The sequence below is a fragment of the Marinomonas sargassi genome (assembly GCF_025716875.1).
GTDB classification, from domain to species: domain Bacteria; phylum Pseudomonadota; class Gammaproteobacteria; order Pseudomonadales; family Marinomonadaceae; genus Marinomonas; species Marinomonas sargassi.
The window spans coordinates 87,845-109,351 of the sequence record NZ_JAOVZB010000001.1 but is presented as its reverse complement, the minus strand read 5'-3'; the positions used below and the strand labels follow the sequence as shown (position 1 = coordinate 109,351).

At 42.7% G+C, this 21,507-nt stretch carries 23 protein-coding genes; 14 read left to right on the top strand and 9 right to left on the bottom strand.

The features are described 5' to 3' along the window. Positions 1-7: 7 nt before the first annotated feature. Together ligA and OFY17_RS00530 are read left to right on the top strand one after the other, a co-directional pair. On the top strand, positions 8-2,026 hold the full coding sequence (gene ligA / locus OFY17_RS00535; protein WP_263528735.1) for an NAD-dependent DNA ligase LigA: 2,019 nt from the start codon (positions 8-10) through the stop codon (positions 2,024-2,026). Next, positions 2,027-2,263 (top strand): YheU family protein, encoded by a 237-nt coding sequence (locus OFY17_RS00530; RefSeq protein WP_263528734.1) that lies wholly within the window; start codon positions 2,027-2,029, stop codon positions 2,261-2,263. 23 nt (positions 2,264-2,286) lie between these two features. Here OFY17_RS00530 and cysE read toward each other — a convergent pair whose 3' ends face one another. Next, the gene (gene cysE, locus OFY17_RS00525) at positions 2,287-3,102 is read right to left on the bottom strand and encodes a serine O-acetyltransferase (protein WP_263529508.1); all 816 of its coding nucleotides are present in this window, start codon (positions 3,100-3,102) and stop codon (positions 2,287-2,289) included. A gap of 114 nt (positions 3,103-3,216) precedes the next feature. Between cysE and OFY17_RS00520 the strand changes: the two genes are divergently transcribed. Then, positions 3,217-3,546 carry a hypothetical protein gene (locus OFY17_RS00520; RefSeq protein WP_263528733.1) on the top strand — a complete coding sequence of 110 codons (330 nt, stop codon included), beginning with the start codon at positions 3,217-3,219 and terminating at the stop codon, positions 3,544-3,546. A 58-nt stretch (positions 3,547-3,604) separates the two neighbouring features. Here the strand turns inward: OFY17_RS00520 and mnmC are convergent, their stop codons facing one another. Further along, positions 3,605-5,614: a bifunctional tRNA (5-methylaminomethyl-2-thiouridine)(34)-methyltransferase MnmD/FAD-dependent 5-carboxymethylaminomethyl-2-thiouridine(34) oxidoreductase MnmC gene (gene mnmC / locus OFY17_RS00515; RefSeq protein WP_263528732.1), complete on the bottom strand. Its 2,010-nt coding sequence runs from the start codon at positions 5,612-5,614 to the stop codon at positions 3,605-3,607. Next, on the bottom strand, positions 5,604-6,155 hold the full coding sequence (locus tag OFY17_RS00510; protein WP_263528731.1) for a peptidylprolyl isomerase: 552 nt from the start codon (positions 6,153-6,155) through the stop codon (positions 5,604-5,606). The genes mnmC and OFY17_RS00510 overlap by 11 nt, the downstream gene beginning before the upstream one ends. A gap of 89 nt (positions 6,156-6,244) precedes the next feature. On the opposite strand from OFY17_RS00510, the gene OFY17_RS00505 reads away from it, so the two are divergent. Beyond that, on the top strand, positions 6,245-6,532 hold the full coding sequence (locus OFY17_RS00505; RefSeq protein WP_263528730.1) for a SelT/SelW/SelH family protein: 288 nt from the start codon (positions 6,245-6,247) through the stop codon (positions 6,530-6,532). 83 nt (positions 6,533-6,615) lie between these two features. Here OFY17_RS00505 and OFY17_RS00500 read toward each other — a convergent pair whose 3' ends face one another. After that, positions 6,616-6,918, bottom strand: coding sequence for a YciI family protein (locus OFY17_RS00500; protein WP_263528729.1), 303 nt, complete (start codon positions 6,916-6,918; stop codon positions 6,616-6,618). Positions 6,919-6,920: 2 nt separating this feature from the next. Beyond that, on the bottom strand, positions 6,921-7,457 hold the full coding sequence (locus OFY17_RS00495; RefSeq protein WP_263528728.1) for a septation protein A: 537 nt from the start codon (positions 7,455-7,457) through the stop codon (positions 6,921-6,923). 64 nt (positions 7,458-7,521) lie between these two features. Between OFY17_RS00495 and OFY17_RS00490 the strand changes: the two genes are divergently transcribed. From OFY17_RS00490 to OFY17_RS00465, 6 genes are all read left to right on the top strand, one after another. After that, positions 7,522-8,373: a PHP domain-containing protein gene (locus OFY17_RS00490; RefSeq protein WP_263528727.1), complete on the top strand. Its 852-nt coding sequence runs from the start codon at positions 7,522-7,524 to the stop codon at positions 8,371-8,373. Positions 8,374-8,418: 45 nt separating this feature from the next. Further along, on the top strand, positions 8,419-9,039 hold the full coding sequence (locus OFY17_RS00485; protein ID WP_263528726.1) for an L-threonylcarbamoyladenylate synthase: 621 nt from the start codon (positions 8,419-8,421) through the stop codon (positions 9,037-9,039). A gap of 115 nt (positions 9,040-9,154) precedes the next feature. Continuing rightward, complete coding sequence (gene rluB, locus OFY17_RS00480; protein WP_263528725.1) at positions 9,155-10,051, top strand: 23S rRNA pseudouridine(2605) synthase RluB; 897 nt, start codon at positions 9,155-9,157, stop codon at positions 10,049-10,051. 38 nt (positions 10,052-10,089) lie between these two features. Then, entirely contained in the window at positions 10,090-10,554 is a 465-nt protein-coding gene (locus OFY17_RS00475) for a DUF1499 domain-containing protein (RefSeq protein ID WP_263528724.1), read from the top strand. Between the two features lie 62 nt (positions 10,555-10,616). Then, entirely contained in the window at positions 10,617-11,342 is a 726-nt protein-coding gene (locus OFY17_RS00470) for a response regulator (RefSeq protein WP_263528723.1), read from the top strand. A gap of 5 nt (positions 11,343-11,347) precedes the next feature. After that, complete coding sequence (locus OFY17_RS00465) at positions 11,348-12,865, top strand: ATP-binding protein (protein WP_263528722.1); 1,518 nt, start codon at positions 11,348-11,350, stop codon at positions 12,863-12,865. 28 nt (positions 12,866-12,893) lie between these two features. On the opposite strand, the gene OFY17_RS00460 is transcribed toward OFY17_RS00465, so the two are convergent. Both OFY17_RS00460 and argF read right to left on the bottom strand, forming a co-directional pair. After that, positions 12,894-13,820 (bottom strand): LysR family transcriptional regulator, encoded by a 927-nt coding sequence (locus OFY17_RS00460; protein ID WP_318013640.1) that lies wholly within the window; start codon positions 13,818-13,820, stop codon positions 12,894-12,896. An 88-nt stretch (positions 13,821-13,908) separates the two neighbouring features. Next, entirely contained in the window at positions 13,909-14,814 is a 906-nt protein-coding gene (gene argF / locus OFY17_RS00455) for an ornithine carbamoyltransferase (protein WP_263528721.1), read from the bottom strand. A 252-nt stretch (positions 14,815-15,066) separates the two neighbouring features. Here argF and grxD point away from each other — a divergent pair, with 252 nt between their 5' ends. Continuing rightward, complete coding sequence (gene grxD / locus OFY17_RS00450) at positions 15,067-15,396, top strand: Grx4 family monothiol glutaredoxin (protein ID WP_263528720.1); 330 nt, start codon at positions 15,067-15,069, stop codon at positions 15,394-15,396. A gap of 85 nt (positions 15,397-15,481) precedes the next feature. On the opposite strand, the gene OFY17_RS00445 is transcribed toward grxD, so the two are convergent. Both OFY17_RS00445 and OFY17_RS00440 read right to left on the bottom strand, forming a co-directional pair. Then, positions 15,482-16,432: a LysR family transcriptional regulator gene (locus OFY17_RS00445; RefSeq protein ID WP_263528719.1), complete on the bottom strand. Its 951-nt coding sequence runs from the start codon at positions 16,430-16,432 to the stop codon at positions 15,482-15,484. A gap of 129 nt (positions 16,433-16,561) precedes the next feature. Then, positions 16,562-17,440: a LysR substrate-binding domain-containing protein gene (locus OFY17_RS00440; RefSeq protein WP_263528718.1), complete on the bottom strand. Its 879-nt coding sequence runs from the start codon at positions 17,438-17,440 to the stop codon at positions 16,562-16,564. Between the two features lie 206 nt (positions 17,441-17,646). On the opposite strand from OFY17_RS00440, the gene OFY17_RS00435 reads away from it, so the two are divergent. The 3 genes from OFY17_RS00435 to OFY17_RS00425 all read left to right on the top strand — a co-directional run bounded on the left by OFY17_RS00435 (position 17,647) and on the right by OFY17_RS00425 (position 21,506). After that, complete coding sequence (locus OFY17_RS00435; RefSeq protein ID WP_263528717.1) at positions 17,647-18,249, top strand: YitT family protein; 603 nt, start codon at positions 17,647-17,649, stop codon at positions 18,247-18,249. Between the two features lie 159 nt (positions 18,250-18,408). After that, entirely contained in the window at positions 18,409-20,160 is a 1,752-nt protein-coding gene (locus OFY17_RS00430; RefSeq protein ID WP_263528716.1) for an ATP-binding protein, read from the top strand. After that, the gene (locus OFY17_RS00425) at positions 20,157-21,506 is read left to right on the top strand and encodes a cobyrinate a,c-diamide synthase (protein ID WP_263528715.1); all 1,350 of its coding nucleotides are present in this window, start codon (positions 20,157-20,159) and stop codon (positions 21,504-21,506) included. The genes OFY17_RS00430 and OFY17_RS00425 overlap by 4 nt, the downstream gene beginning before the upstream one ends. Position 21,507 lies beyond the last annotated feature (1 nt).

Here is a 21,507-nt window from a genome sequence, read left to right as displayed (position 1 = left end):
AATCAAGATGACGTATCAGCAAATGTTAGACCTGATACAAGAGCTTAATGAATACAGCTACGCCTACCATGTAAAAGATAATCCTCTGGTTTCTGATGCTGAGTACGATCACCATTACCGTACATTGCAAGCTGTGGAGTTGGCTAACCCTGAGTGGATTCAAGCAAACTCTCCGACACAACGTGTGGGTGAAAAACCAGATAGTGGCTTTGCAAGCGTTGAACATACTGTGCCAATGTTATCTTTGGACAATGCTTTTAATAATGAGTCCTTGAGTGATTTTGATACCCGAGTTAGAAAATTACTAGGTTCAGAAGAAGAGTTAACCTATTGCTGTGAGCCTAAGTTGGATGGTCTGGCAATCAGCTTACGTTATGAAAATGGTCATCTTGTACGAGGTGTGACTCGTGGTGATGGACTATCAGGTGAGGACATTACCTCAAATATTAAAACCCTATATTCCATACCTATGACACTTCGCACGACAACACCGCCAGAAGTATTAGAGGTGCGTGGTGAAATCTACATGCCTAAAGATGGCTTCGCTAAATTGAATGAAGAAGCCAATAAAAAAGGTGAGAAAGCGTTTGTTAATCCGAGAAACGCAGCAGCAGGAAGCCTAAGGCAACTCGACCCCAAAATCACTGCATCACGTCCTTTGGTTATGTGCGCCTATTCGATTGGCTATGTAGAAGGTTGGGAACAGCCAGAGAGCCACTTCGATGGCTTGATACAGCTAAACGAATGGGGTTTTCGTACCAATGAACTGATGGAGCGAGTAGTTGGTCCAGAAGGCTGTATTGAATACTACGAAAAGCTTAATCAAAAAAGAGAAGGCTTAAGCTACGATATAGATGGCATCGTTTATAAAGTAGACGATATTGCACTACAGGCGAAGTTAGGCTTTATTGCCCGTGCTCCCCGTTGGGCTATTGCCCGAAAATTCCCCGCGCAAGAAGAGATTACTCAAGTTCTAGGTATCGATTTTCAAGTCGGCCGCACAGGTGCTATTACACCTGTCGCTAGGCTAGATCCCGTTTTTGTGGGTGGGGTCACAGTATCTAATGCCACACTTCATAATAAAGACGAAATTGCTCGCCTTGATGTCAAAGTAGGCGACTTTGTGGTGATTCACCGAGCGGGTGATGTTATTCCCAAGGTGGTACGAGTCGTACTAGATAAGCGAACGGATGATGTAAGCGATGTACTTTTCCCTGATACTTGCCCTATCTGTGATTCCGCACTTGAGCAGGTATCGGGTGAAGCCATTATTCGTTGTACGGGTGGCCTAGTATGTGGCGCACAATTAAAAGAATCTTTAAAACACTTTGTGTCCCGTAAGGCTATGGATATTGATGGTTTAGGGGACAAACTCATAGAGTTGCTGGTGGATAAAGAGCTGGTTAAAACCCCCGTTGATATCTTTACTTTGCAAAACCAGAGAGAGACGCTGTTAAATATAGATCGCATGGGAGAGAAGTCGGTAGATAATCTTTTAGCTTCAATTGATGCGGCTAAGAACACCCAGTTTAACCGTTTCATTTATGCTTTAGGCATTCGTGAAGTGGGAGAGGCAACGGCTAGAGCACTAACTAACTACTTTAAAACCTTAGATGAGCTTATGTTGGCGGATGCGGAAGCCTTGATTGAAGTTGATGATGTGGGGCCAATTGTGGCTCAACATGTTCGAAACTTCTTTGTACAAGATGCTAATAAAACAACAATACAGGGCTTGCTTGATGCCGGTGTGGCTTGGAAGGAAAAACAAGTCGTCGCAGGCGAGTTACCTCTTACAGGTAAAACCTATGTGGTCACAGGCTCACTAAGCCAATTTAGCCGAGATCAGGTGAAAGAAAAACTGCAGCTGTTAGGAGCAAAAGTCAGTGGATCAGTGTCAGCGAAAACCGATTGTTTAGTGGCGGGTGAAAAGGCTGGCTCGAAGCTGACGAAAGCACAGTCTCTGGATATTCCTGTGATTGATGAAACAGCTGTTATTGAGTTGCTAAAGCAACATGGAGCGATTTAGTTGGATACCTTGATTCCGCACGATTCTTTGTCCCCTGACGTACTCGAACGCATCTTAGATGATCTGGTTACTCGTGATGGAACAGATTACGGTAACTATGATTTATCTATAGAGCAGAAGCGTATACAGGCCTTACGGTCATTGGAAAGTGGTGAGGCTGTGTTGTTGTTTGATACGGAAAGCGAAACCATTAAAATGATTCCAAAAAGCGCATTAGCGAATTATGATTTCATGTGAAGTCATAATTCGCTAAGTGCCAATTAGCTTTTGTTTTCTTTCAGGCAATGATTGATATTATGATCCATCTCAAGAGCTGGTTTCGCCTCGGTATTGCGGCCAACGACTTTTGCCGGCACGCCAGCTACGGTTGTATGGCTCTCCACATTTTCTAAAACCACGCTACCTGCACCTATCTTAGCGCCTGAACCTACTTCAATGTTGCCAAGTATTTTGGCACCCGCTCCGATCAACACACCCGAGCGTATTTTCGGGTGACGATCGCCGTCTTCTTTTCCTGTTCCGCCTAGAGTGACAGATTGCAAAATAGAGACGTTGTCTTCGATAACACAAGTTTCACCAACAACTAAGCCGCTTGCGTGATCCAGCATGATGCCACGGCCTATGGTTGCCGCTGGGTGAATATCCACACTAAAAACCATGGACATTTGGCTTTGTAAGTAGAGTGCTAAGCTTTGTCTATCATTCTTCCAAAGCCAGTTGGCAATGCGGTAAGTTTGCAGCGCATGGAAGCCTTTAAAGAATAGTAAGGGCGTGGTTAGTGAGCTGCATGCCGCATCACGTTCTTTGATCGCGAGAATATCTTGCTCTATGCTCTTCACAATACCTGACTTTTTGTCGGACATGGCTTCGTCAAAGACTTCCCGTAAAACCATGGCTGAAATGGAGATGCTGTCTAATTTACTGGCAAGTAAAAAACTTAATGCAGAACATAAGGATTCGTGACGTAATATTGTAGTATTAAAGTAACTCGCTAAAATAGGTTCGTCTTTTGCTAAAATTTCAGCTTCTATTTGCAGCGATTGCCAGAGGTTTTCCGAAGTCACGTTCGATATCATTGTTCTACTCAAGGGGTGTTTTCCTTTGTTTATTGAGGCTGATCGGGTAGCTTATAGGCATAAGGTTAAACTGTACAAGGGTCAAAAGAAAGTTTGCTAGAAAATGGAGAGAATATGTCTACAAAAAACGTTGCCGATGCACTGCATATCTTTTATGAACTCAATGCCGCTTTTTCTGATGCTTACTGGGAAACCAATGACATCAATCAGAAAGACTACTTTTTTTCGATGAAGAGTATTTTGCAAGATGAGTTAGACGAACTACACAAGCTCAGTTTACAAGACCATATTTACCCTTATGAGCCAATGAATCCGAACTTGAAAGAGTTGAGTAAAAAACTTAAGGGGCTATTGCCTGATATAAACAAGCATATTTATCGCCAGCAGACGGTTAATAAATTGTCTGAACTTATTCCAGATGCTTGTGAGTTATTTGATTACTAAGTGATGAAAATGGCATCGAGTAGGGTTATTAGCTACCCGATGCATTAGTTGCTTCGTCCTACACGCCTCGTTTTATTTGTTTAACGACAAATCGACTCGGGTGCAGCTTATAAGCAACTTCCTGCTCTAACGGCGATGGGGTGTTGGTGATTAAGCTTGCAATATAAGCGCCGCTTAGAGGCGTTGATACTAATCCGCGGGAGCCGTGAGCAATATTTATAAAGATATTTTGCAACGGCTCGCTTACCTCATCAGATTGCCACTTGGCATTTTTCGCTAAATTTCCATATTCTAGTTTGAGTGTGTCTGTCGATTGCAGAGGCCCAACTATTGGCGTGTAATCTGGGGATGCGCAGCGAAATGAGACTCTTCCCTGACACTTTACAGTAGACAATGTATTACTAGGTAAAGATAAGAGATTTTCTAAAATCTTCAGGTTGCGCTCATGGCCTTCTTGGCGAACTTCAGTGCAGGGGTCTTTTAAGTCGTATGTTGAGCCAAAATGGATGGTATTTTGAAGCGGTGGAGAGACATAGCCAAAATCACAAAGCACTTTTTTGATATCTAAACTTGTATTGCTGATGCCTTTATCACGACAAACTCCTTCTGCTTCCGTTTTGTCAATGTGTGCAACTTGGCCGCGGATGGCAGAGGTTGGCATCTTATTTTGAATATCTAAGTCGTTAAAGTCATTCGCATTGCATAATACAACATGCGAAAAAAACTCTTCTTTCGTTTGTGAATGTGCCTTCCAAAAAGGGGCTTTTGTTTTACTATTGAGCGGGGTTGCAACTTTCTCCAGTGACTGCAATGAAGTTCCCAACTGTACACTTATATTTTTGTGAGCTAATAAGGTTTTACAAAGCTTGCTTGGTGCAACCCAGCCAGATAGTGGTAGCAGTAAACTGTTAGGCTTTTCTAATGAGACCTGTAGAACTTTTTTAGGGTACAGGTTGCTTTGCAATATTTTGTCGAAACGTTTTGCTTCTTTATCGCTGGTTGGTATTTGGATTAGACCACATGGTCCCCAAAACCCATGGCTTGAGTCTAATTGATTGTAGAGTCTGGCTGCGTGTAGATAAGATGTTAGATAGAACCGATTCAGTGGCGTGTCTTGTGCCCCCAGTTTAGGATAAAGCATGCCTTGAGGGTTCCCAGAAGCCGCGCAAGCAATTTGCTGGCCTTGCTCCCATACTTCAACCTGAATACCTTGTTGGGCAAGAGCGTAAGCTGTGTTTGCCCCAGCCAAGCCGGAGCCAACAACCAATACTTTTGAAATAGAGGGCGTTTCCTCTGGTCGTATATTAAACCAGCCTTGGCCTTGTGCCATACGTTGCGGATAGGGCAAGCAACCTTGGTTTAATTCTCCAAGTGCCATTTCACGTTTTCTACCGAAGCCTTTTACCTTACGGACATCAAAGCCGACTTCCTTTAACCCCCTACGGACTATCCCCGCCGCGGTAAAGGTTGAAAAGGTTGTCCCTGTATGACTTAACCTGCGAATATGTTGGAAAAGTTTGTCCGTCCACATTTCGGGGTTTTTACTTGGTGCGAAGCCATCCAAAAACCAAGCATCCACATCGGCATTTAAGGCGCTAAATCCTTCTTCAGCCTCTCCAAACCATAGGCTAAGCTGTATGCGACCTTGTGCTAACTCAATACGATGAAAGCCATGGCAGAGTTCAGGGTAGTTGGTTACGAGTTCTTGGCTAAGGTTTTGTAGCGAAGGCCACATATCTAAAGCCGCAGCCAAGGACTCTTTACTGAGAGGGTATTTTTCAACCGAAATGAAATGAAGCTGACTATTGCAAGGGGCGCTTTTTATAAACGCTTGCCAAGCGCATAAGAAGTTTAGGCCTGTGCCGAACCCCGTCTCTGCGATTACAAAGTGCCGTTGGGATAACTCTTTCCAGCGACTTTCAAGTTGATTGTGTTGCAGGAAAACGTATTGGGTTTCTTCAAGTCCGGAGGCTTTATCGAAATACACATCGTCAAATTGGGTAGAAACGGGGGCACCATCATCCCCCCAATTTAACTCTGGTTTAGCAACTTGGTAACTAGTTAACACGTACAACGCTCTTAATGATTACAGGCTCTTTAGGAACATTTTGATAAGGCCCAACATTCGCCGTAGGTACACCAGCTATACTATCGACAATATCCATTCCAAGTACAACTTGGCCAAAAACAGTATAGCCTGCACCGCCACGAGCACCATGGTTCAAAAATGGGTTGTCGACATGGTTAATGAAAAACTGAGCCGTGGCACTGTTCGGATCTTGTGTTCTTGCCATAGCAAGAGTACCACGATTATTCGCTAATCCATTTTGACCTTCATAAGCGACGGCTTGATGGGTTTTCTTACGCCCCATATCTTCAGTAAAACCACCACCTTGAACCATGAAACCACGGATGACACGGTGGAAAATGGTATCATTGTAAAAACCTTCATCGACATAGCGTAAAAAGTTTGCCACCGTTTTAGGTGCAGCTTCTTCGTTTAGATCGATACGAATAGTACCTTTAGTCGTTGCTATGTCGACTTCGACCGCTTCTGCCTGAATGCAAAAAGCAAATAAAGTAATACCGGTTAAGATTAATTTACGCATAGTGACTTCCTTTAGTATATTTGCGCACAATAATATTGGCTGCGCCCTGATGAGCCAAGAGTTTTGTTAATTTATTGGAGATAAAGTAAATGCGAACCGCTGTTGTAGAGATAGAGTATTGCACCTTGTGCCGTTGGATGCTTCGTGCGACTTGGCTAGCTCAAGAGTTGCTAACCACTTTTGATGATGACGTGAAAAGTGTCACCTTACTACCAACGCAGGGCGGCATATTTAAAATTCGAGTAAATGGAAATGAAATCTGGTGTCGAAAAGCCGAAGACGGCTTTCCTGAAGCGAAAGTCTTGAAACAACGAATGCGCGATGTCATTGACCCTGAAAGAGACCTTGGACACTCAGATGTAAAACCATCTAGTTAAAATGGTTTTTACGGTAGAGATAAGGCTAGGTTGAAAAAGACTTTTTTTGAATAGTTGAAGCTGTTCTAATCCGTCTTTCCTAACTAATTAGGAAAGACTTGTTTGAAAGGTTTTACTGTTACTGTTTGATAAACTCCAGCAGCGGCATAAGGGTCTGCATTTGCCCACTCCTGAGCGGCCTCTAAACTTTCAAACTCAGCAACGATAATACTGCCAGTAAAACCTGCACTGCCAGGATCATTAGAATCAATTGAAGGGTTAGGGCCTGCTAAAATGAGTCTACCCTGATTTTGCAGCACTTCTAATCTTGCTAGATGGTCAGGGCGAGCTGCTTTTCTGGCTTCTAGACTGTTTTCTATATCGGTACAAACAATAGAGTAGAGCATAGTTATTCCTTATTCTTTATATAAGCCGAAAGGTAAATACCCTGCAGTATGATGAATGCGACTGTCATTCCGAGTAGACCAAATAGTTTGAAGTTTACCCAAACGTTTTCGCTATAAGTAAAGGCGACGAACAGGTTTGCAGTACCTGAAGTAAGGAAGAAAATAACCCAAGCTAGGTTCAATGACCGCCAAACTTTAAAAGGAAGTGCGAGCTTTTCGCCCATCATGCGCTGAATGATATTTTTTTTGCCAATAAATTGGCTGCCAAAAAAGACGATGGCGAAAAGCCAGTTAACAATGGTGGGTTTCCATTTTATAAAGTCGCCATCTTGCATAAATACGGTAGCACCACCTAATAGGACTACCAGCACCAATGACACTATGTGCATCTTTTCTACCGACTTGAATTTAAACCAAGTGTAACCTACTTGTGCCAGAGTGGCGGGAATCAAAATGGCTGTAGCCTGAATGATGTCTCCTGTCGTTTTGTATACCAGAAAGAAAATCATGATAGGCAGAAAGTCGAATAATATTTTCATATAAAAACCAATTTATGTATGCTGGAGCAATGATAACGATCATTCTATATAAAGAACAGCGTCTATGACGGAAGTTCAGCGTTACCGAAAGGTAGATCTACACACCCATTCCACCCATTCAGATGGGCGACTTACCCCTACTGAACTTGTGGATCTTGCTGTCGAGCAGGGCGTTTCTCTGTTTGCCTTAACAGATCATGACACTATTAGTGGCTTGCCAGAGGCACAGTTACGCGCTGAAGAGCATGGATTGAGTATTGTCACGGGAGTCGAAATATCCACCCAGTGGAAAGGTATTCCTTTACATATGGTTGCTCTGAACTTCGCGCAAGATGATCCAAATATTCTAGAAATAGTAAATGAAAACCAGCAAATACGTCTTGACCGAGCACGTAAAATTGCAGATTTACTGGTGAAAAAGGGCCTGCCTGATTTATATGATGAAGCCGTTGCATTAGCTGGTAGTAGCCAAATTGGGCGCCCACATTTTGCAACATTATTAGTAGAAAAGGGTCTAGTAAAAGATTCTAATAAAGCTTTTGATCGCTACCTTGGTAATAAAAGGTTAGGCCAACTTCGTGATGTATGGCCTGAGCTAGAGCGAGTGTTGACCAGTTTGTCAGGGAAAAATGTAGAGCTGATTTTAGCCCACCCTAGGCGTTATCCGCTGACCGTGACCAAGTTGAAGCGCCTGCTAGAGGATTTCAAACATTGGGGTGGAACTGGCCTAGAAATAGCCTCAGGCAATGAAAAGCCTGATACTGTTCGTTTCTTAGAACGCTTATCAAAAGAGTATGGTCTTAAAGCATCTGCGGGTAGTGATTATCATGGCCCTTTTGGTCCTTGGATGCAGGTGGGTAAATATACGCAAATACATGAAAGTGGTATTGATCTTGTTTGGCAGGCTTGGAATTAGTCACGGCACAGGATTGAAATGTTTTTACTGTTTACGGAGTAGATATTGAGCCAGTTTTTTCAAGTACATCCAGAAAACCCTCAAGCTCGTTTGATAAAGCAAGCTGCGGAAGTGATCCGTCAGGGAGGCGTGATTGTCTATCCGACGGATTGTGGCTATTCGCTTGGTTGCCATCTTGGTGATAAGTCGGCCTTGGACCGTATTCGAGCGATTCGCCGCTTGGATGATAAGCATAACTTTACGTTGGTGTGTCGCGATTTGTCAGAGATATCGACCTATGCTCGGTTTGATAATCGTCTATATCGATTACTAAAACACAATACGCCGGGACCCTATACTTTTATTTTTGGAGCCACTTCTGAAGTTCCCCGTCGTCTGTTACACCCGAAAAGAAAAACCATTGGCATCCGTATTCCTGATAATAAAATAGCATCCGCTTTGTTAGATGAATTGGGCGAGCCTATCATGAGCTCGTCGCTTATTTTACCTGGAGAAACGGACCCTATGACAGACCCTTACGACATTCGTGATACGTTAGAACACGCGTTAGATTTAGTCATTGATGGAGGCTTTTGTGGTTTGCAGCCAACCACTGTAGTGAAGATGGATGCCAATAATATTGAAATATTACGCCAAGGCGCAGGTGATTCCTCTCCTTTTGCGTAAAATGTCGTATTTTGAACTGTCAAGGACAGTTCCCTGTAGCTTATAATGTAGCCAGTGAAATAAGTATTAATTAATTATAAGGTTGCTGAGAAGCATTCCTAAAAGAGGTTCGTTAATGAACGAAAAGTTGCAAAAGGTTTTGGCTAGAGCTGGCCAAGGCTCCCGTCGTGAAATGGAAACTCGTATTCGCGAAGGTCGAGTACTTGTAAATGGTGAAGTCGCAACACTTGGGGATCGTGTCACCCTTGACGATGAAATCTCCATTGATGGTTACCGTATTGTTTCCACTGAGGCGGGTGCTAATCGACGAGTTATTATTTACAACAAACCTGAAGGTGAAGTGTGTACTCGTAAAGACCCAGAGGGACGTCCGACGGTTTTTGATAAGTTGCCTAAATTACGAGGTGAACGTTGGATTGCGGTTGGCCGTTTAGATATTAATACATCGGGTTTATTATTATTTACAACCGATGGTGAGTTGGCGAATAGATTAATGCACCCATCGACACAAATTGACCGAGAATACTTGGTTCGTGTGATGGGTGAAGTGACAGATGAAAACCTTGCGACCCTTAAAAAAGGTGTTAACTTAGATGATGGCATGGCGAAGTTTACGGATATCGTAGACGGTGGCGGAGAAGGTATTAACCGCTGGTTCTATGTCTGTGTTATGGAAGGGCGGAATCGAGAGGTACGTCGCCTTTGGGAGTCTCAAGGTTTAAAAGTTAACCGTCTAAAACGCGTACGTTTTGGCCCTATTTTCTTACCCTCAAAAGCTAAGGTTGGTCGTTGGGTAGAGATGGAAGAGGTTGATGTTAATTCATTGTGCCAGATGGTTGATTTAAAAGCATCGGAAGTAAAAGCAAAAACCAAGCAACAAGCTTTGAATCTGAAGCGTAATAAAAATAAGGCGACAGCAGGTGGATCACGACGTCCTAAAGGGTTTGATTGGCAGGGCTCTGATAAACCTGAGTTCAAACCTAAGAAGGCCGGAAAAAGATCATTTCGTTAGGTAAGTAAGCAACCCATTAGTAGTAGGAGTTTTATAGCATGGTTCGCTGGATAGTCGCAGTGGTTTTGATTTTAATCGTTGTATTTTTTGTTTATGTTAATTTTGCTAATAAAGCCCCTGAAGATTTAGGTGTGACAGATGGCTTCCTTAAAGCATGTCCGTCAACACCTAACTGTGTGTCAAGTCAGGCTGATATCGAAGACAGCGCTCATTATTTTGAGCCGATTGTGTATTTTGGTACCCGTAAAGAGACACAACTAAAAATCGAGTCTTATTTATTGAATCAAGGTCGTGCTCGTATTGTGAAAAGCGAGTTAGGCTATGTGTACTTTGAAGTTAAAAGTAAGCTTATTGGTTATATCGATGATGTAGAGTTTTATTTACCTGAAGGTGATAGCGTCGTGCATTTCCGCTCAGCGTCACGAGTTGGTTACTCAGACCGTGGTGTGAATCGAGAGCGTATTGCCCAAGTTAGAGAACTCTTAGCGGACCAAACTAATTAAAAGTCAGTATTTATTATCGATTTATACATTATTTAAAAATAATAACTGGACGAGGATTGTTCATGAGTGCAAATGGCAACCAAACAATTTTAATTGTTGAAGATGATGAGCGCTTAGCTCAACTTACCCAAGAATACCTACAAAAAAATGGATTTATTGTAGATATTGAATCAGATGGTCGTAATGCCATCTCAAGAATTATTGCGGAGCAACCTTCGTTAGTGATACTTGACCTCATGCTACCAAGCGCAGATGGCTTTACTGTTTGTCGAAGTGTGCGAGAGGAATACAAAGGTCCAATTTTGATGCTGACAGCACGTAGTGATGATGTTGATCAAATTTTGGGTTTAGAGATAGGTGCGGATGACTATGTCTCTAAGCCAGCCAAGCCTCGAGTTTTATTAGCAAGAGTTCAGTCTTTATTGCGTCGTAGTAATCAAGTTGTTGAAGGCTCTGTAACTTCTGGCGCGACTAAAGAAGAGCAGCTTCTTACTTTTGGACCTTTAGTAATAGACAATTCTCGTCGCGCAGCTTGGTTAGACGAAGAAGAGATCGAGTTAACCAGTGCTGAGTTTGATTTACTTTGGTTGCTATCAAGTAATTCAGGTCGTATTTTAAGTCGAGAAGAGATTTTCAGTGACTTACGTGGCATTGAATATGATGGTCAAGACCGTTCTGTTGACGTGAGAATTTCCCGTATTCGCTCGAAAATAGGAGATGATCCAATCCATCCGCGCCGTATTAAGACAATACGTAGTAAAGGTTATTTGTTTGTGAAAGAAATATAACCATTATGAAGGATGAGATATGGCGGTTATTTCGGCATCTGGTGATACTAGGTGTCGTTATATTGTTAGGCAGTTATACCATCCTCCATTTTGTTCAAGATAAGCTAAATGTCTCGAAAACAGAGCAGCTATTATGCGTAGATGCTCAAATCAGTTCAGCCCTTCTATTGTCTGGTGCAGAAAGTCAGCTGCCAGAATCCCATTTCAATTGGTATTTTCATTCGACTCAGCCTTTCGTTATTAGTGAAGTTGCTTCGTTTTTCGAATCTGGTTTATTGGTGAGGTTAGACGGCGTACGGTATCAATATACGATAGTTAGTCCCGAAGTACCCTTGTTGACAGGGATATCTTCTCAAGCAGATAGCCACTTGAAATTTGAGTCCTTGTTGGGGCTTTTGTTGCTGAGTGAAAAAATTAGCTACCTTGATAAGATCGCATTAATCGAAAGTATGTCTTGCTTGTCTGTATCTAATACTAAGGCTACTTCATCAAGCCCATTAACAAGTATTACTTTTCAACATGATAATCACCATGAGTATGGTTATATTTGGCAGGATGAGTCAGCCGAAGGGGCCTTATATTTAACGCTTAAACATGAAGAATATATTGCCTTTAAAACGGTCATTTTGTTGGTCGTGATTGTCATTGTGGTCATTATGCTACTGGTGATTTGGCGACAATTTATGCTTTTAGAAGCAAAAAGTAAGATGTTTGAGAAAATTACATTAGAAATTGCTCGGGGTAGAGGTGGCTTGTCCAAAGATATTTCTGACAGTAATGGCGCCTTGAAGGAGCTCGCCTTTTCATTTGATTCTATGTCATCTCACATTGAACGCTTGTTAAAAGTCCAAAAAGAAATGATTCATGCTATCTCTCATGAATTGAGAACTCCAATAGCCCGACTCAGATTTGGCCTCGAAGTAATGAAAGATGAGGTGAGTGATAGTGTGGGGACAACAATCAATGCTCTAGAAGGGGATGTTGAAGAGCTCAATGTCTTGGTGGATGAAGTATTAACTTATGGCCAGCTGGAGAGTGACTCATTGGAGTTACATTTCAATAAAGTTTCTATTTATTCACTAATCAATGAAATCGTTCAGCATAATCAGTTGTTACTTAAGCATTTAACCGTTGAAGTAAAAGTGGAAGACGTTAATGAGTTGGTCGTAGCAGATCAGCACCATCTAAGTCGAGCTATGCAGAATTTGATTTTAAATGCTTCAAAATACGCAGCGACAAAGCTAGTGGTGACTTTTTCATCTGATAGTGAGCGTTGGCAAATAGATATTGAAGATGATGGACCAGGGATTATTTTTGAAGATAGAGACAAGGTCTTTATCCCATTTCAGCGATTAGATAATAGCCGTACTCGTGCTTCAGGGGGATATGGTTTAGGACTAGCCATTGTACAACGTATCGCGTTTTGGCATGGTGGCGCGGTATTGATTGGTGATAGTGATATTGGTGGAGCTAAGTTTAGTTTTATCTGGTCTAGTAGTCATCATAAGGAGACACTGGCCTGACTTAAGCCAGTGTCTGTCAGAAATTTGCTTATAAATCAGGAGCCAAAATGCCTTTCAGGTTTTTGAAGCAGGTTTTTGATGCAGTAGATATTAGATCTTCCATATAAGCGTTGTTACGCTGATCTTTTCTGATCGCTAAATACAGTTTGCACCATACCCCTTCTTCCCCTAACGATTTAGTAATCACATATTGCCTATTGGTATATTCAGTTAATGCCCAATTTGGCAAGCAACATACACCACGACCACTAGCAACTAGTTGCATCATCATGAGAGTCAATTCACTGTGCCGAATCTTAGCAGGTGAAATGCCAGCTGGGTTTAAGAAATGCTTAAAAATATCGAGGCGCTCTGTTTCCACTGGATAGGTGATTAAGGTTTCTTTGCTAAAACATTCTGGTGTTAAAAACTCTTCTTTCGCTAGAGGATGATGACGAGATAAAGCGACTTGAGATTCATACTGAAAGAGCGGAATGTACTCGATATTAGGGATGTCTTGAGGGTCAGAAGTAACCACTAAGTCTAAATCGCCACGCGCTAGGGCTGGAAGAGGCATGAAGCCAAAAGCCGTGGATAGATCGAGTTCAACATCAGGCCAGTGCTCTCGAAAGTGATCAATAGTAGGCATTAACCATTCGTAACAGCTATGGCATTCGATGGCGATATGTAGACGTCCACTTTCCCCTTCCGCAAAACGTTGGATGTCTCTCTGTGCTGAGCGAAAAGACAGTAAAACATCATCAGCTAATTGAAGTAGACGCAAGCCTGCGCTGGTAAAGCGAACAGGTTTTGTTTTACGAATAAATAGCGAACAGCCAAGTTTTTCCTCAAGGTCTTTTAGCTGATGGGAAAGGGCTGACTGAGTTAAGTGGACTCGTTCAGCGGCTTCTACCAAGCTACTTGTTTCTCTCAGTGCAGTAAGGGTTTTTAAATGTCTAACTTCAATAATGCTCATGATGTTTCACTTTTTATGAGTTTTACTCAATACTAATTTCGTAAAAAAGCTCATTCAATTTATTATCAAATGAGCTTAAGGTTTAACGCTAGTTACATAGTAAAAATTCGAGTAATGCCTTTTGCGCGTGTAGTCGGTTTTCAGCTTCATCCCAAACCACAGAATCAGGGTTATCTATAACCGCAGCTTCTACTTCTTCACCCCTATGAGCTGGCAGACAATGCATAAACAAAGCATCTTTATTGGCTTTCGCCATGAGCTCAGTATTGACTTGGAAACCATCAAAATCTTTCAGGCGTTTCTCTTGCTCATCTTCTTGTCCCATAGATGCAAAGACATCTGTGACAATTAAATCTGCTTCACGAGCCGCTTCATGGGCATCGTGCAAAATAGTGACGCGATCTTGATGTTCAGCCACTAAATCAGCATTTGGTTCGTAACCTTTAGGGCAAGCAACAACCAACTGGAAGTCAAGTAATGCCGCAGCATTAATGTAAGAGTGGCACATGTTGTTGCCATCTCCGACCCAGACAACTTTCTTACCTTCAATTGAGCCGCGGTGTTCTTGATAAGTTTGCATGTCGGCTAATAACTGGCATGGGTGGTAGTCATCCGTTAGTGCGTTAATCACGGGTACGGAAGAATACTTTGCGAAGGTCTCAATAGTGGCGTGATCAAATGTTCGAATCATCACTGCATCAACCATACTAGAGATGACACGTGCACTGTCTTCAATAGGTTCGCCACGGCCAAGTTGAGTATCACGAGGAGAAAGAAAAAGTGCGTGACCACCAAATTGCGCCATACCTGCTTCAAAAGACACTCGAGTTCGCGTTGAGGACTTTTCAAAAATCATAGCTAGAACTCGGTTTTTCAGTGGTTGAAACTGAGTTCCTTCTTTGTGAATTTTCTTAAGCTCAGAAGCTCGCAGTAGTAGTTGTTTAAGCTCATCAGATGAAAGGTCTTTCAGAGTAAGGAAATGTCTTGGCGACACGCTAAAGCTCCTTGATTGTCTTTTTTAAACGGAATCGACCAATTTAATACACTAGCGTATGTGAGTAAAGTGGAATTCGCGATAGAAATGAAAAAGCATTGACCTTAAGGGCTTGAAAATAATCTAACTGTCCTCATAAATAGGGCAAGTCATAATATATTTTAATGCTGGGGCTTTTGACTTAGCCTGTAGGTTAGTATCCTACTAGGGTTCATAAAGTTATCTGGCTAATTTAAGTGCGAGGTTTTAAGCATGAGTAATACGATCGAAACGATTAAAGATCAAATCAGTTCTAATGACATTCTTCTTTATATGAAGGGTAACCCTAGAGCACCACAGTGCGGTTTTTCTTCGCAAGCTGTACAAGCTCTGATGTCATGCGGCGAACGCTTCGCTTTTGTTAATATTTTAGACAACCCTGATATTCGTGCTGAGTTACCAAAGTATGCAAACTGGCCGACTTTTCCACAACTTTGGGTCAAGGGTGAGTTAGTTGGCGGTTGTGACATTATTGTTGAAATGGCAAATAATGGCGAACTGCAAACTTTAATCAAAGAAGCGGCAGATTCTTCTGAAGATTAAGTTTTAGGAAGAGTTTAGCAGAGTGATTGCTAAATCATAATTTTTAAAAAGCGTGTTTTACTCGTAAGGTAGAACACGCTTTTTTTTACAGAGTTTTGGCTTTAAGTTCATTGGCTACATCGATTACTTGCCTTCTAAACCATATGTGGCTGGCATCATGGTGCAGTAATGGGCTCCAAATCATTTGTAGTTCAATCTGTGGTATCTCGAAAGGTGGCTCTACGATGGCAAGGTTTGGGTTGTCTTTATTTATCATGGCCACTTTTCTTGGCAGAGTCGCTATCAAGTCTTGTTCAAGGGCAAGGTGCATAGCTGTATGGTAACTGCGTGTGAATACACGAATACTGCGTTTATGGCCGAGCTCTTGTAAGGCTTCATCCACCCAGCCAAGCTTTTGTACATCATTTGGGTCCATACCAACGCCAATCCCAAAGCCAGTCTTACTCACCCATATATGTTGCGCTTGCAAATAGGCGTCAATATCAAAGTTGTCTTTAACTGGGTTGTCCGAGCTCATCATGCAGACAAAAGTATCTAGCCAAACACTCTTTTGGTGGAAAGATTGAGGTAATTCCTCGAAACGGTTGATAGCCATATCTATCTTGCCTGCTTCCACATCATGGAAGGTGACATCACTGGGGGTCATGATATCGAGAGTAATTCCTGGAGCATATTCACGTAAACGGCTTAATAGGCTTGGAATAACAGTTGATGTTGCATAGTCACTGGCCATGATTCTAAAAACGCGGGTACTAGTACGTTCGTTGAAGTCGGATTCAGGTTGTAGTGCTTCTTCTAGCTCCAGCAAAACCTTGCGCACGATAGGCTGTAAACGCAGAGCTTTTTCAGTTGGCTTCATGCCTTCACTGGTTCTGACTAGCAAAGGATCATGTAATATATCCCGTAAGCGTTTTAAACCATTACTCATTGCCGGTTGAGTAATATTTAGCTTATTCGCCGCGCGAGTTACATTGCATTCTCTCAATAGAACATCAAGATATATGAGTAGATTAAGGTCTATTTTATTAATATTCATAATGTTTGAAATTCATATGTTGATGGATAAAAGAACTCAGTTTGAGAGCCGCTAAAAAAGTATACATGGAAACCCTATATTCTAAAATGAGTATAAGGAAGCCTTTTTCTATTCATGTATTTAATGCCTTTACTCGGGTGATGTTCCTCGGCATTGGTCTATAAAATGCTGAGCATTTTGGGTCAGCGTGGTATTTTTAGGGGTAACGATTAATAAGTTTCTTTTCAGCTTAAGTGGCGTTTTATAGAGTCGAATTAAGCCAGCATTAAGCTCTTGGGATAACGCGATACGTGATAAGCAACCAAGCCCCATTTTATGTATTACGGCTTGTTTTACTGCTTCCATATGAGCCAATGAAAGCGACACATTTAATTGTGGTATACGGCTGGCAGTGGCTTGTTCAAGAATGTTTCGTGTTCCAGACCCAGCCTCACGCATAATCCAATTAGCTTGCTCTAAATCCTTCCATGATAGCTCTTCAGGTCTGTCTTCTTGGGATGAACCAAAGACAAGTAATTCGTCTTCTTGCCACACCTGTGTCATGAGCTCTGCGTGTTGGCAATAACCTTCAATAAAACCGACTTCTGCTTTACCCGTTAATAGTTGCTGAATAACACTTTGGGTATTACCAATGTCTAATGAAAAACGAATATTAGGGTGCTGCTCTTTAAAGAGAGACATTTGCTCAGGTAAGAGATAATTACCAATACTGACACTGGCGGCAATGTGCAAAGAGCCACTTAGCTCATTATCACTGCCCATACTCTCAATTTGTTCAATTTGGCTCAGCACTGCTCTGGCTTGGGGCAATAAGTGCCTAGCTTGGGGCGTAATTTGTAAACGCTTTCCATGTCGTCGGAATAAAGGGCGGCCAAGTAAAGATTCTAATTCACGTAATGCTTGGCTAGCAGCAGGTTGGCTAATGGCGACCATGTCAGCGGCAGCAGTGACTGAACCTGTATGAACAACCGCTTCAAAAATTTGTAATTGCCTTAACGTAATTCTCATTTACTCGTTTTCGTCCTGTTGCTGAGTGAAATAGTTGAGTTAATTTTTACCATGCCTTTTATGGTACGGAAAATGCTTTCAATTGACAGCGGAAACAGGTAATAATTTCCGCTGTCAAATTCGACACAAAAAACAGCCTCCAAAAGAGGTTAACTTTAAATGTCTGCGATCAATCAAAAGTTGGTACAGCCAAGTAAGGACTTGTCATGAAACGAAATACTCATCGTTGGCTCTCGATTCTAGAGGGCTGCATTCTTGTTGCGCTAGGTATTCATATTCTCAACTCAGCAGGTTTACTCATTAGTGGAACTGCAGGTATGAGTATGATTTTAATCAGACTGACCGATTTCTCATTTGGTGAGCTGTTCTTCTTTCTTAATATACCGTTTTACTGCTTAGCTTGGTTCACATTAGGGCGAGAATTTACTTTGCGAACCTTTATTAGCGTGAGCTTGCTGTCTCTTTTGTCCGAATGGATGACCCATTATGCGACCTTAACCATTCACCCATTATTGTCTGCAACGCTTGGCGGTTTACTGGTTGGCTTCGGTTTGATTATTTTGTTTCGTCATAATGCATCCTTGGGCGGGCTAAATATATTAGCGGTTTTTCTAGAGCGTAAGTTTTCGATTCATGCGAGCAAGACCACATTAATCGCAGATGTAGGTATCTTTATAGCAGCTCTTGTTTTTCTGGATTTGAGTCAGCTTGGTTACTCTTTACTTGCCTTTATTCTGCTGAGCTCAGTGGTTGGCCGTTATCATCGCCCTCCAGAGTGGGCGCAGGTGCAAGATCAAGAGATCCATTAAAACCCTGTATTGGTTTTGTTCACTCTAAGTTGAGAGCTTTGTGTTTGACATGTAAATAGGCCAAAGATAAGGTCAAACAAGACAAAGCACTAGAAAAATGCCTACAATAATGGCTTTTACTTCTTTCTCATATTTTAGTGAATAACAACAGGTAACATCATGACTCGTCTTGTTCATAATGACTTCCCTTTTACTGCGGTAGCAGGACAAGAGCGGCTAAAGCTGGCACTCATATTATGTGCCATAAACCCCAAAATTGGTGGCGTATTAATTAGTGGCCCAAGAGGCTCTGCTAAGTCCACTTTAGCTCGTGGGTTAGTTCATATAATGCCAGCACTTGTTGATGTCGATGAGCAAGTGCCTTTTGCAACACTCCCCCTTGGAACCAGTGAAGATCGCTTGCTAGGAGCTTTAGATCTTCAACAAGTTTTACAAGACAAACAAGTTGCCTTTAAAGAAGGGTTGTTAAGCAAAGCCCATGGTGGCGTGCTGTATGTGGATGAAGTGAACCTGTTAGCTGACCACCTTGTTGATCAGTTACTCGACGTTTCTGCCAGTGGTGTGAATCGAGTAGAGCGCGATGGTGTCAGTCATGAGCATGACTCTCGGTTTTTATTAGTCGGCACAATGAATCCAGATGAAGGGGAGCTACGCCCACAATTACAAGACAGATTTGGTCTGCTGGTGGAGCTCAGTAATACCTATGGTCTTGAAGAGCGCATTCAAATTGTTCGTCTAAGAGAAGAGTTTGACCAAGACCCTTCTGCTTTTATCGAAGCCTTCAAATATAAACAACGTAACCTTAAAAATAGTATTTTAGCTGCACGCCTAGCTCTGCGGGATGTGCGTTGCTCTGATGAATGTCGTATGGACATTGCTAGAAGGTGTCATATGGCCGAAGTTGATGGTGTGCGTGGCGATATAGTTTGGGTACGATCTGCAATAGCCCACGCAGCTTGGCATGGCAGAAAACAAGTTGCTGCTGACGACATTCTAGCCGTTGAAGAATTTGTGCTTGCACATCGAAGACAGCATAAATCTCAACCACCTCAGAACTCAGCTTCGCGAAAGCCGACACCTTCTTTCTTACCTGATACACAACCAACGAATAGTTCGTCTTCCCATGAAAAAAGTAATGAATCCAGTGGCGGCGAAGGGGAGTGGGGCGCTATGAAACCTCAAAAGCAAGCCGCTACTGCTCCAATCAATTTAGAGACGGCGAATGTATCACCTGACCAGAACAGTACAGCGAGCATTGTAAAAGAGGTGTCGCCGGGAAAGTTACAAGGTAAATCAAAAGGCGGAACTCGGGCTAACGAGGCAAATAAAGGCAGTGATGTGGATTGGTTTCGTAGCTTTGTACGAGAGCCGCAGGCTTGGCCTCCATCACAGTTGATCAATAAGGCAGAGAAAACGGGACAATCGTCTTTACACCTTATTTTGTTGGATACCTCAGCGTCTACGCTCAAACAGGGTGGGTTTGCTAAAGCCAAAGGCGTCATCCTTGATATTGCTAATCGTGCTTATTTGGCGCGGGAGCAAATTTCTGTGTTGGGCTTTGGTCAAGATAATGTGTCTTCCATTTTATCCAAAGTTCGAGCACCCAAAGAAATAGCCAATTTAATAAATGATTTAGAGGCTGGTGGTGGCACGCCGTTCCGCGTGGCGATACAAAACGCTAGTCGACTCTTAGATAAAGAACACATCAGTCAACCAGATTTAGTTTGCTATACCTACATACTGACAGACGGACGAACTCAGGCCGATGTATCCGATATTTCTTTACGGGGCAATGTGGTGTTGATTGATATTGAAAATGCACCAATTAAACGGGGTCGTGGCATATCATTAGCAGAGCAATTGTCCGCTCAATACGTAGCAGTGGATGCAACGCCAGAGGTGAGTCTATGAGCCGCCCAACAGTCTATTGCCCAGCGTTATTCTTAACGGCTCCGGCATCAAACCAAGGGAAAACCACAATTACAGCAGCGCTCGCTCGATATTATCGCGAGTTGGGTAAAGTGGTAAGGGTATTTAAAACGGGGCCAGACTATCTTGATCCTCAAATCCTGACACAAGCTTCTGGTCAACCAGTCGAGCAACTAGATATCTGGATGGCTGGAGAAGCTTACTGCCAAGAGAAATTATACTTAGCCGCTCAAGAAGCAGATCTCATATTAGTAGAGGGGGCAATGGGGATGTTTGATGGTGAGCCTTCTAGTGCAGATCTAGCGGCTCGTTTTGGCATTCCTATGGCCATTGTGATGGACGTAAAAGGCATGGCACAAACGGCTGCTGCCTTGGCTACAGGGTTGGCAAACTTTCGAGATGACGTGCAAGTGGCTGGCTTAATTGCGAACCGCTGTGGCAGTGAGCGACATGCTCAACTGATTCGAGATGCATTGCCTGAAACATTACCTCTGCTAGCCTCTTTAAAACGTGATGACAGTGTGACCTTACCTGAGCGTCACCTTGGTCTAGTACAAGCCGAAGAGGTGAAAGAGGAGCTGGAGGAGCGTTTTCAAGCCGCTGTTACTTGGCTTACAGAAACACCAGATAATGGTTTGTTAACTTTGCCTGAGCCAGTGGCCTTCTATTCAACTATTGAAGAGAACGCAGCAGATGAGCCTGATCTTGAACCTGTATTACTAGGTAAAACCATAGGTATCGCCAAAGATGCCGCGTTCAGCTTTATTTACGATGCAAATCTCATTGCATTAGAGAAGCTGGGAGCAAAAGTGGTATTTTTCTCCCCTTTAAATGACAAGACTTTACCTCAAGTTGATGCCCTATGGCTGCCGGGAGGTTACCCTGAACTACATGCCCAAGCTTTGTCAGAAAACCATGCAATACGTACAGAGATTCAACACTTTTATGAATCCGGAAAGGCGATTCTGGCTGAGTGTGGCGGTATGTTATATAGCTTAGAAACGCTGACAGATTTAGAGGAAGAGACTTACCCTATGCTGGGTATTCTTGAAGGCCAAGGCGCTATGCGCGGGAAACGAGGTTGTCAGGGAATGCAGACTGCTGAATTGCCCCAAGGCGAAATACGGGGTCATGCTCACCATAGATCTCGAAGTGCAAATACACCAGAGCCTGTGGGCTACGGTCGTAGACAGCGCCACCCTGCACCGGGTGAAGCTCTTTATCAAGATAAAGGCCTTACGGCCAGCTATCTACACCTATTTTTCCCTTCTAATTTGACCGCAATTGGTAAGCTATTTTTACCGTCTTCCATCGGTGAAAATCGCTAGT

Bases quoted from the DNA above. Each gene is read 5' to 3' on its own strand.
- ligA (WP_263528735.1), top strand. From the start codon at position 8: ATGACGTATCAGCAAATGTTAGACCTGATACAAGAGCTTAATGAATAC.
- cysE (WP_263529508.1), bottom strand. From the start codon at position 3,102: ATGATATCGAACGTGACTTCGGAAAACCTCTGGCAATCGCTGCAAATA.
- OFY17_RS00520 (WP_263528733.1), top strand. From the start codon at position 3,217: ATGTCTACAAAAAACGTTGCCGATGCACTGCATATCTTTTATGAACTC.
- OFY17_RS00510 (WP_263528731.1), bottom strand. From the start codon at position 6,155: ATGCGTAAATTAATCTTAACCGGTATTACTTTATTTGCTTTTTGCATT.
- OFY17_RS00505 (WP_263528730.1), top strand. From the start codon at position 6,245: ATGCGAACCGCTGTTGTAGAGATAGAGTATTGCACCTTGTGCCGTTGG.
- OFY17_RS00500 (WP_263528729.1), bottom strand. From the start codon at position 6,918: ATGCTCTACTCTATTGTTTGTACCGATATAGAAAACAGTCTAGAAGCC.
- OFY17_RS00495 (WP_263528728.1), bottom strand. From the start codon at position 7,457: ATGAAAATATTATTCGACTTTCTGCCTATCATGATTTTCTTTCTGGTA.
- OFY17_RS00490 (WP_263528727.1), top strand. From the start codon at position 7,522: ATGACGGAAGTTCAGCGTTACCGAAAGGTAGATCTACACACCCATTCC.
- rluB (WP_263528725.1), top strand. From the start codon at position 9,155: ATGAACGAAAAGTTGCAAAAGGTTTTGGCTAGAGCTGGCCAAGGCTCC.
- OFY17_RS00475 (WP_263528724.1), top strand. From the start codon at position 10,090: ATGGTTCGCTGGATAGTCGCAGTGGTTTTGATTTTAATCGTTGTATTT.
- OFY17_RS00470 (WP_263528723.1), top strand. From the start codon at position 10,617: ATGAGTGCAAATGGCAACCAAACAATTTTAATTGTTGAAGATGATGAG.
- OFY17_RS00465 (WP_263528722.1), top strand. From the start codon at position 11,348: ATGAAGGATGAGATATGGCGGTTATTTCGGCATCTGGTGATACTAGGT.
- OFY17_RS00460 (WP_318013640.1), bottom strand. From the start codon at position 13,820: ATGAGCATTATTGAAGTTAGACATTTAAAAACCCTTACTGCACTGAGA.
- grxD (WP_263528720.1), top strand. From the start codon at position 15,067: ATGAGTAATACGATCGAAACGATTAAAGATCAAATCAGTTCTAATGAC.
- OFY17_RS00445 (WP_263528719.1), bottom strand. From the start codon at position 16,432: ATGAATATTAATAAAATAGACCTTAATCTACTCATATATCTTGATGTT.
- OFY17_RS00440 (WP_263528718.1), bottom strand. From the start codon at position 17,440: ATGAGAATTACGTTAAGGCAATTACAAATTTTTGAAGCGGTTGTTCAT.
- OFY17_RS00435 (WP_263528717.1), top strand. From the start codon at position 17,647: ATGAAACGAAATACTCATCGTTGGCTCTCGATTCTAGAGGGCTGCATT.
- OFY17_RS00430 (WP_263528716.1), top strand. From the start codon at position 18,409: ATGACTCGTCTTGTTCATAATGACTTCCCTTTTACTGCGGTAGCAGGA.
- OFY17_RS00425 (WP_263528715.1), top strand. From the start codon at position 20,157: ATGAGCCGCCCAACAGTCTATTGCCCAGCGTTATTCTTAACGGCTCCG.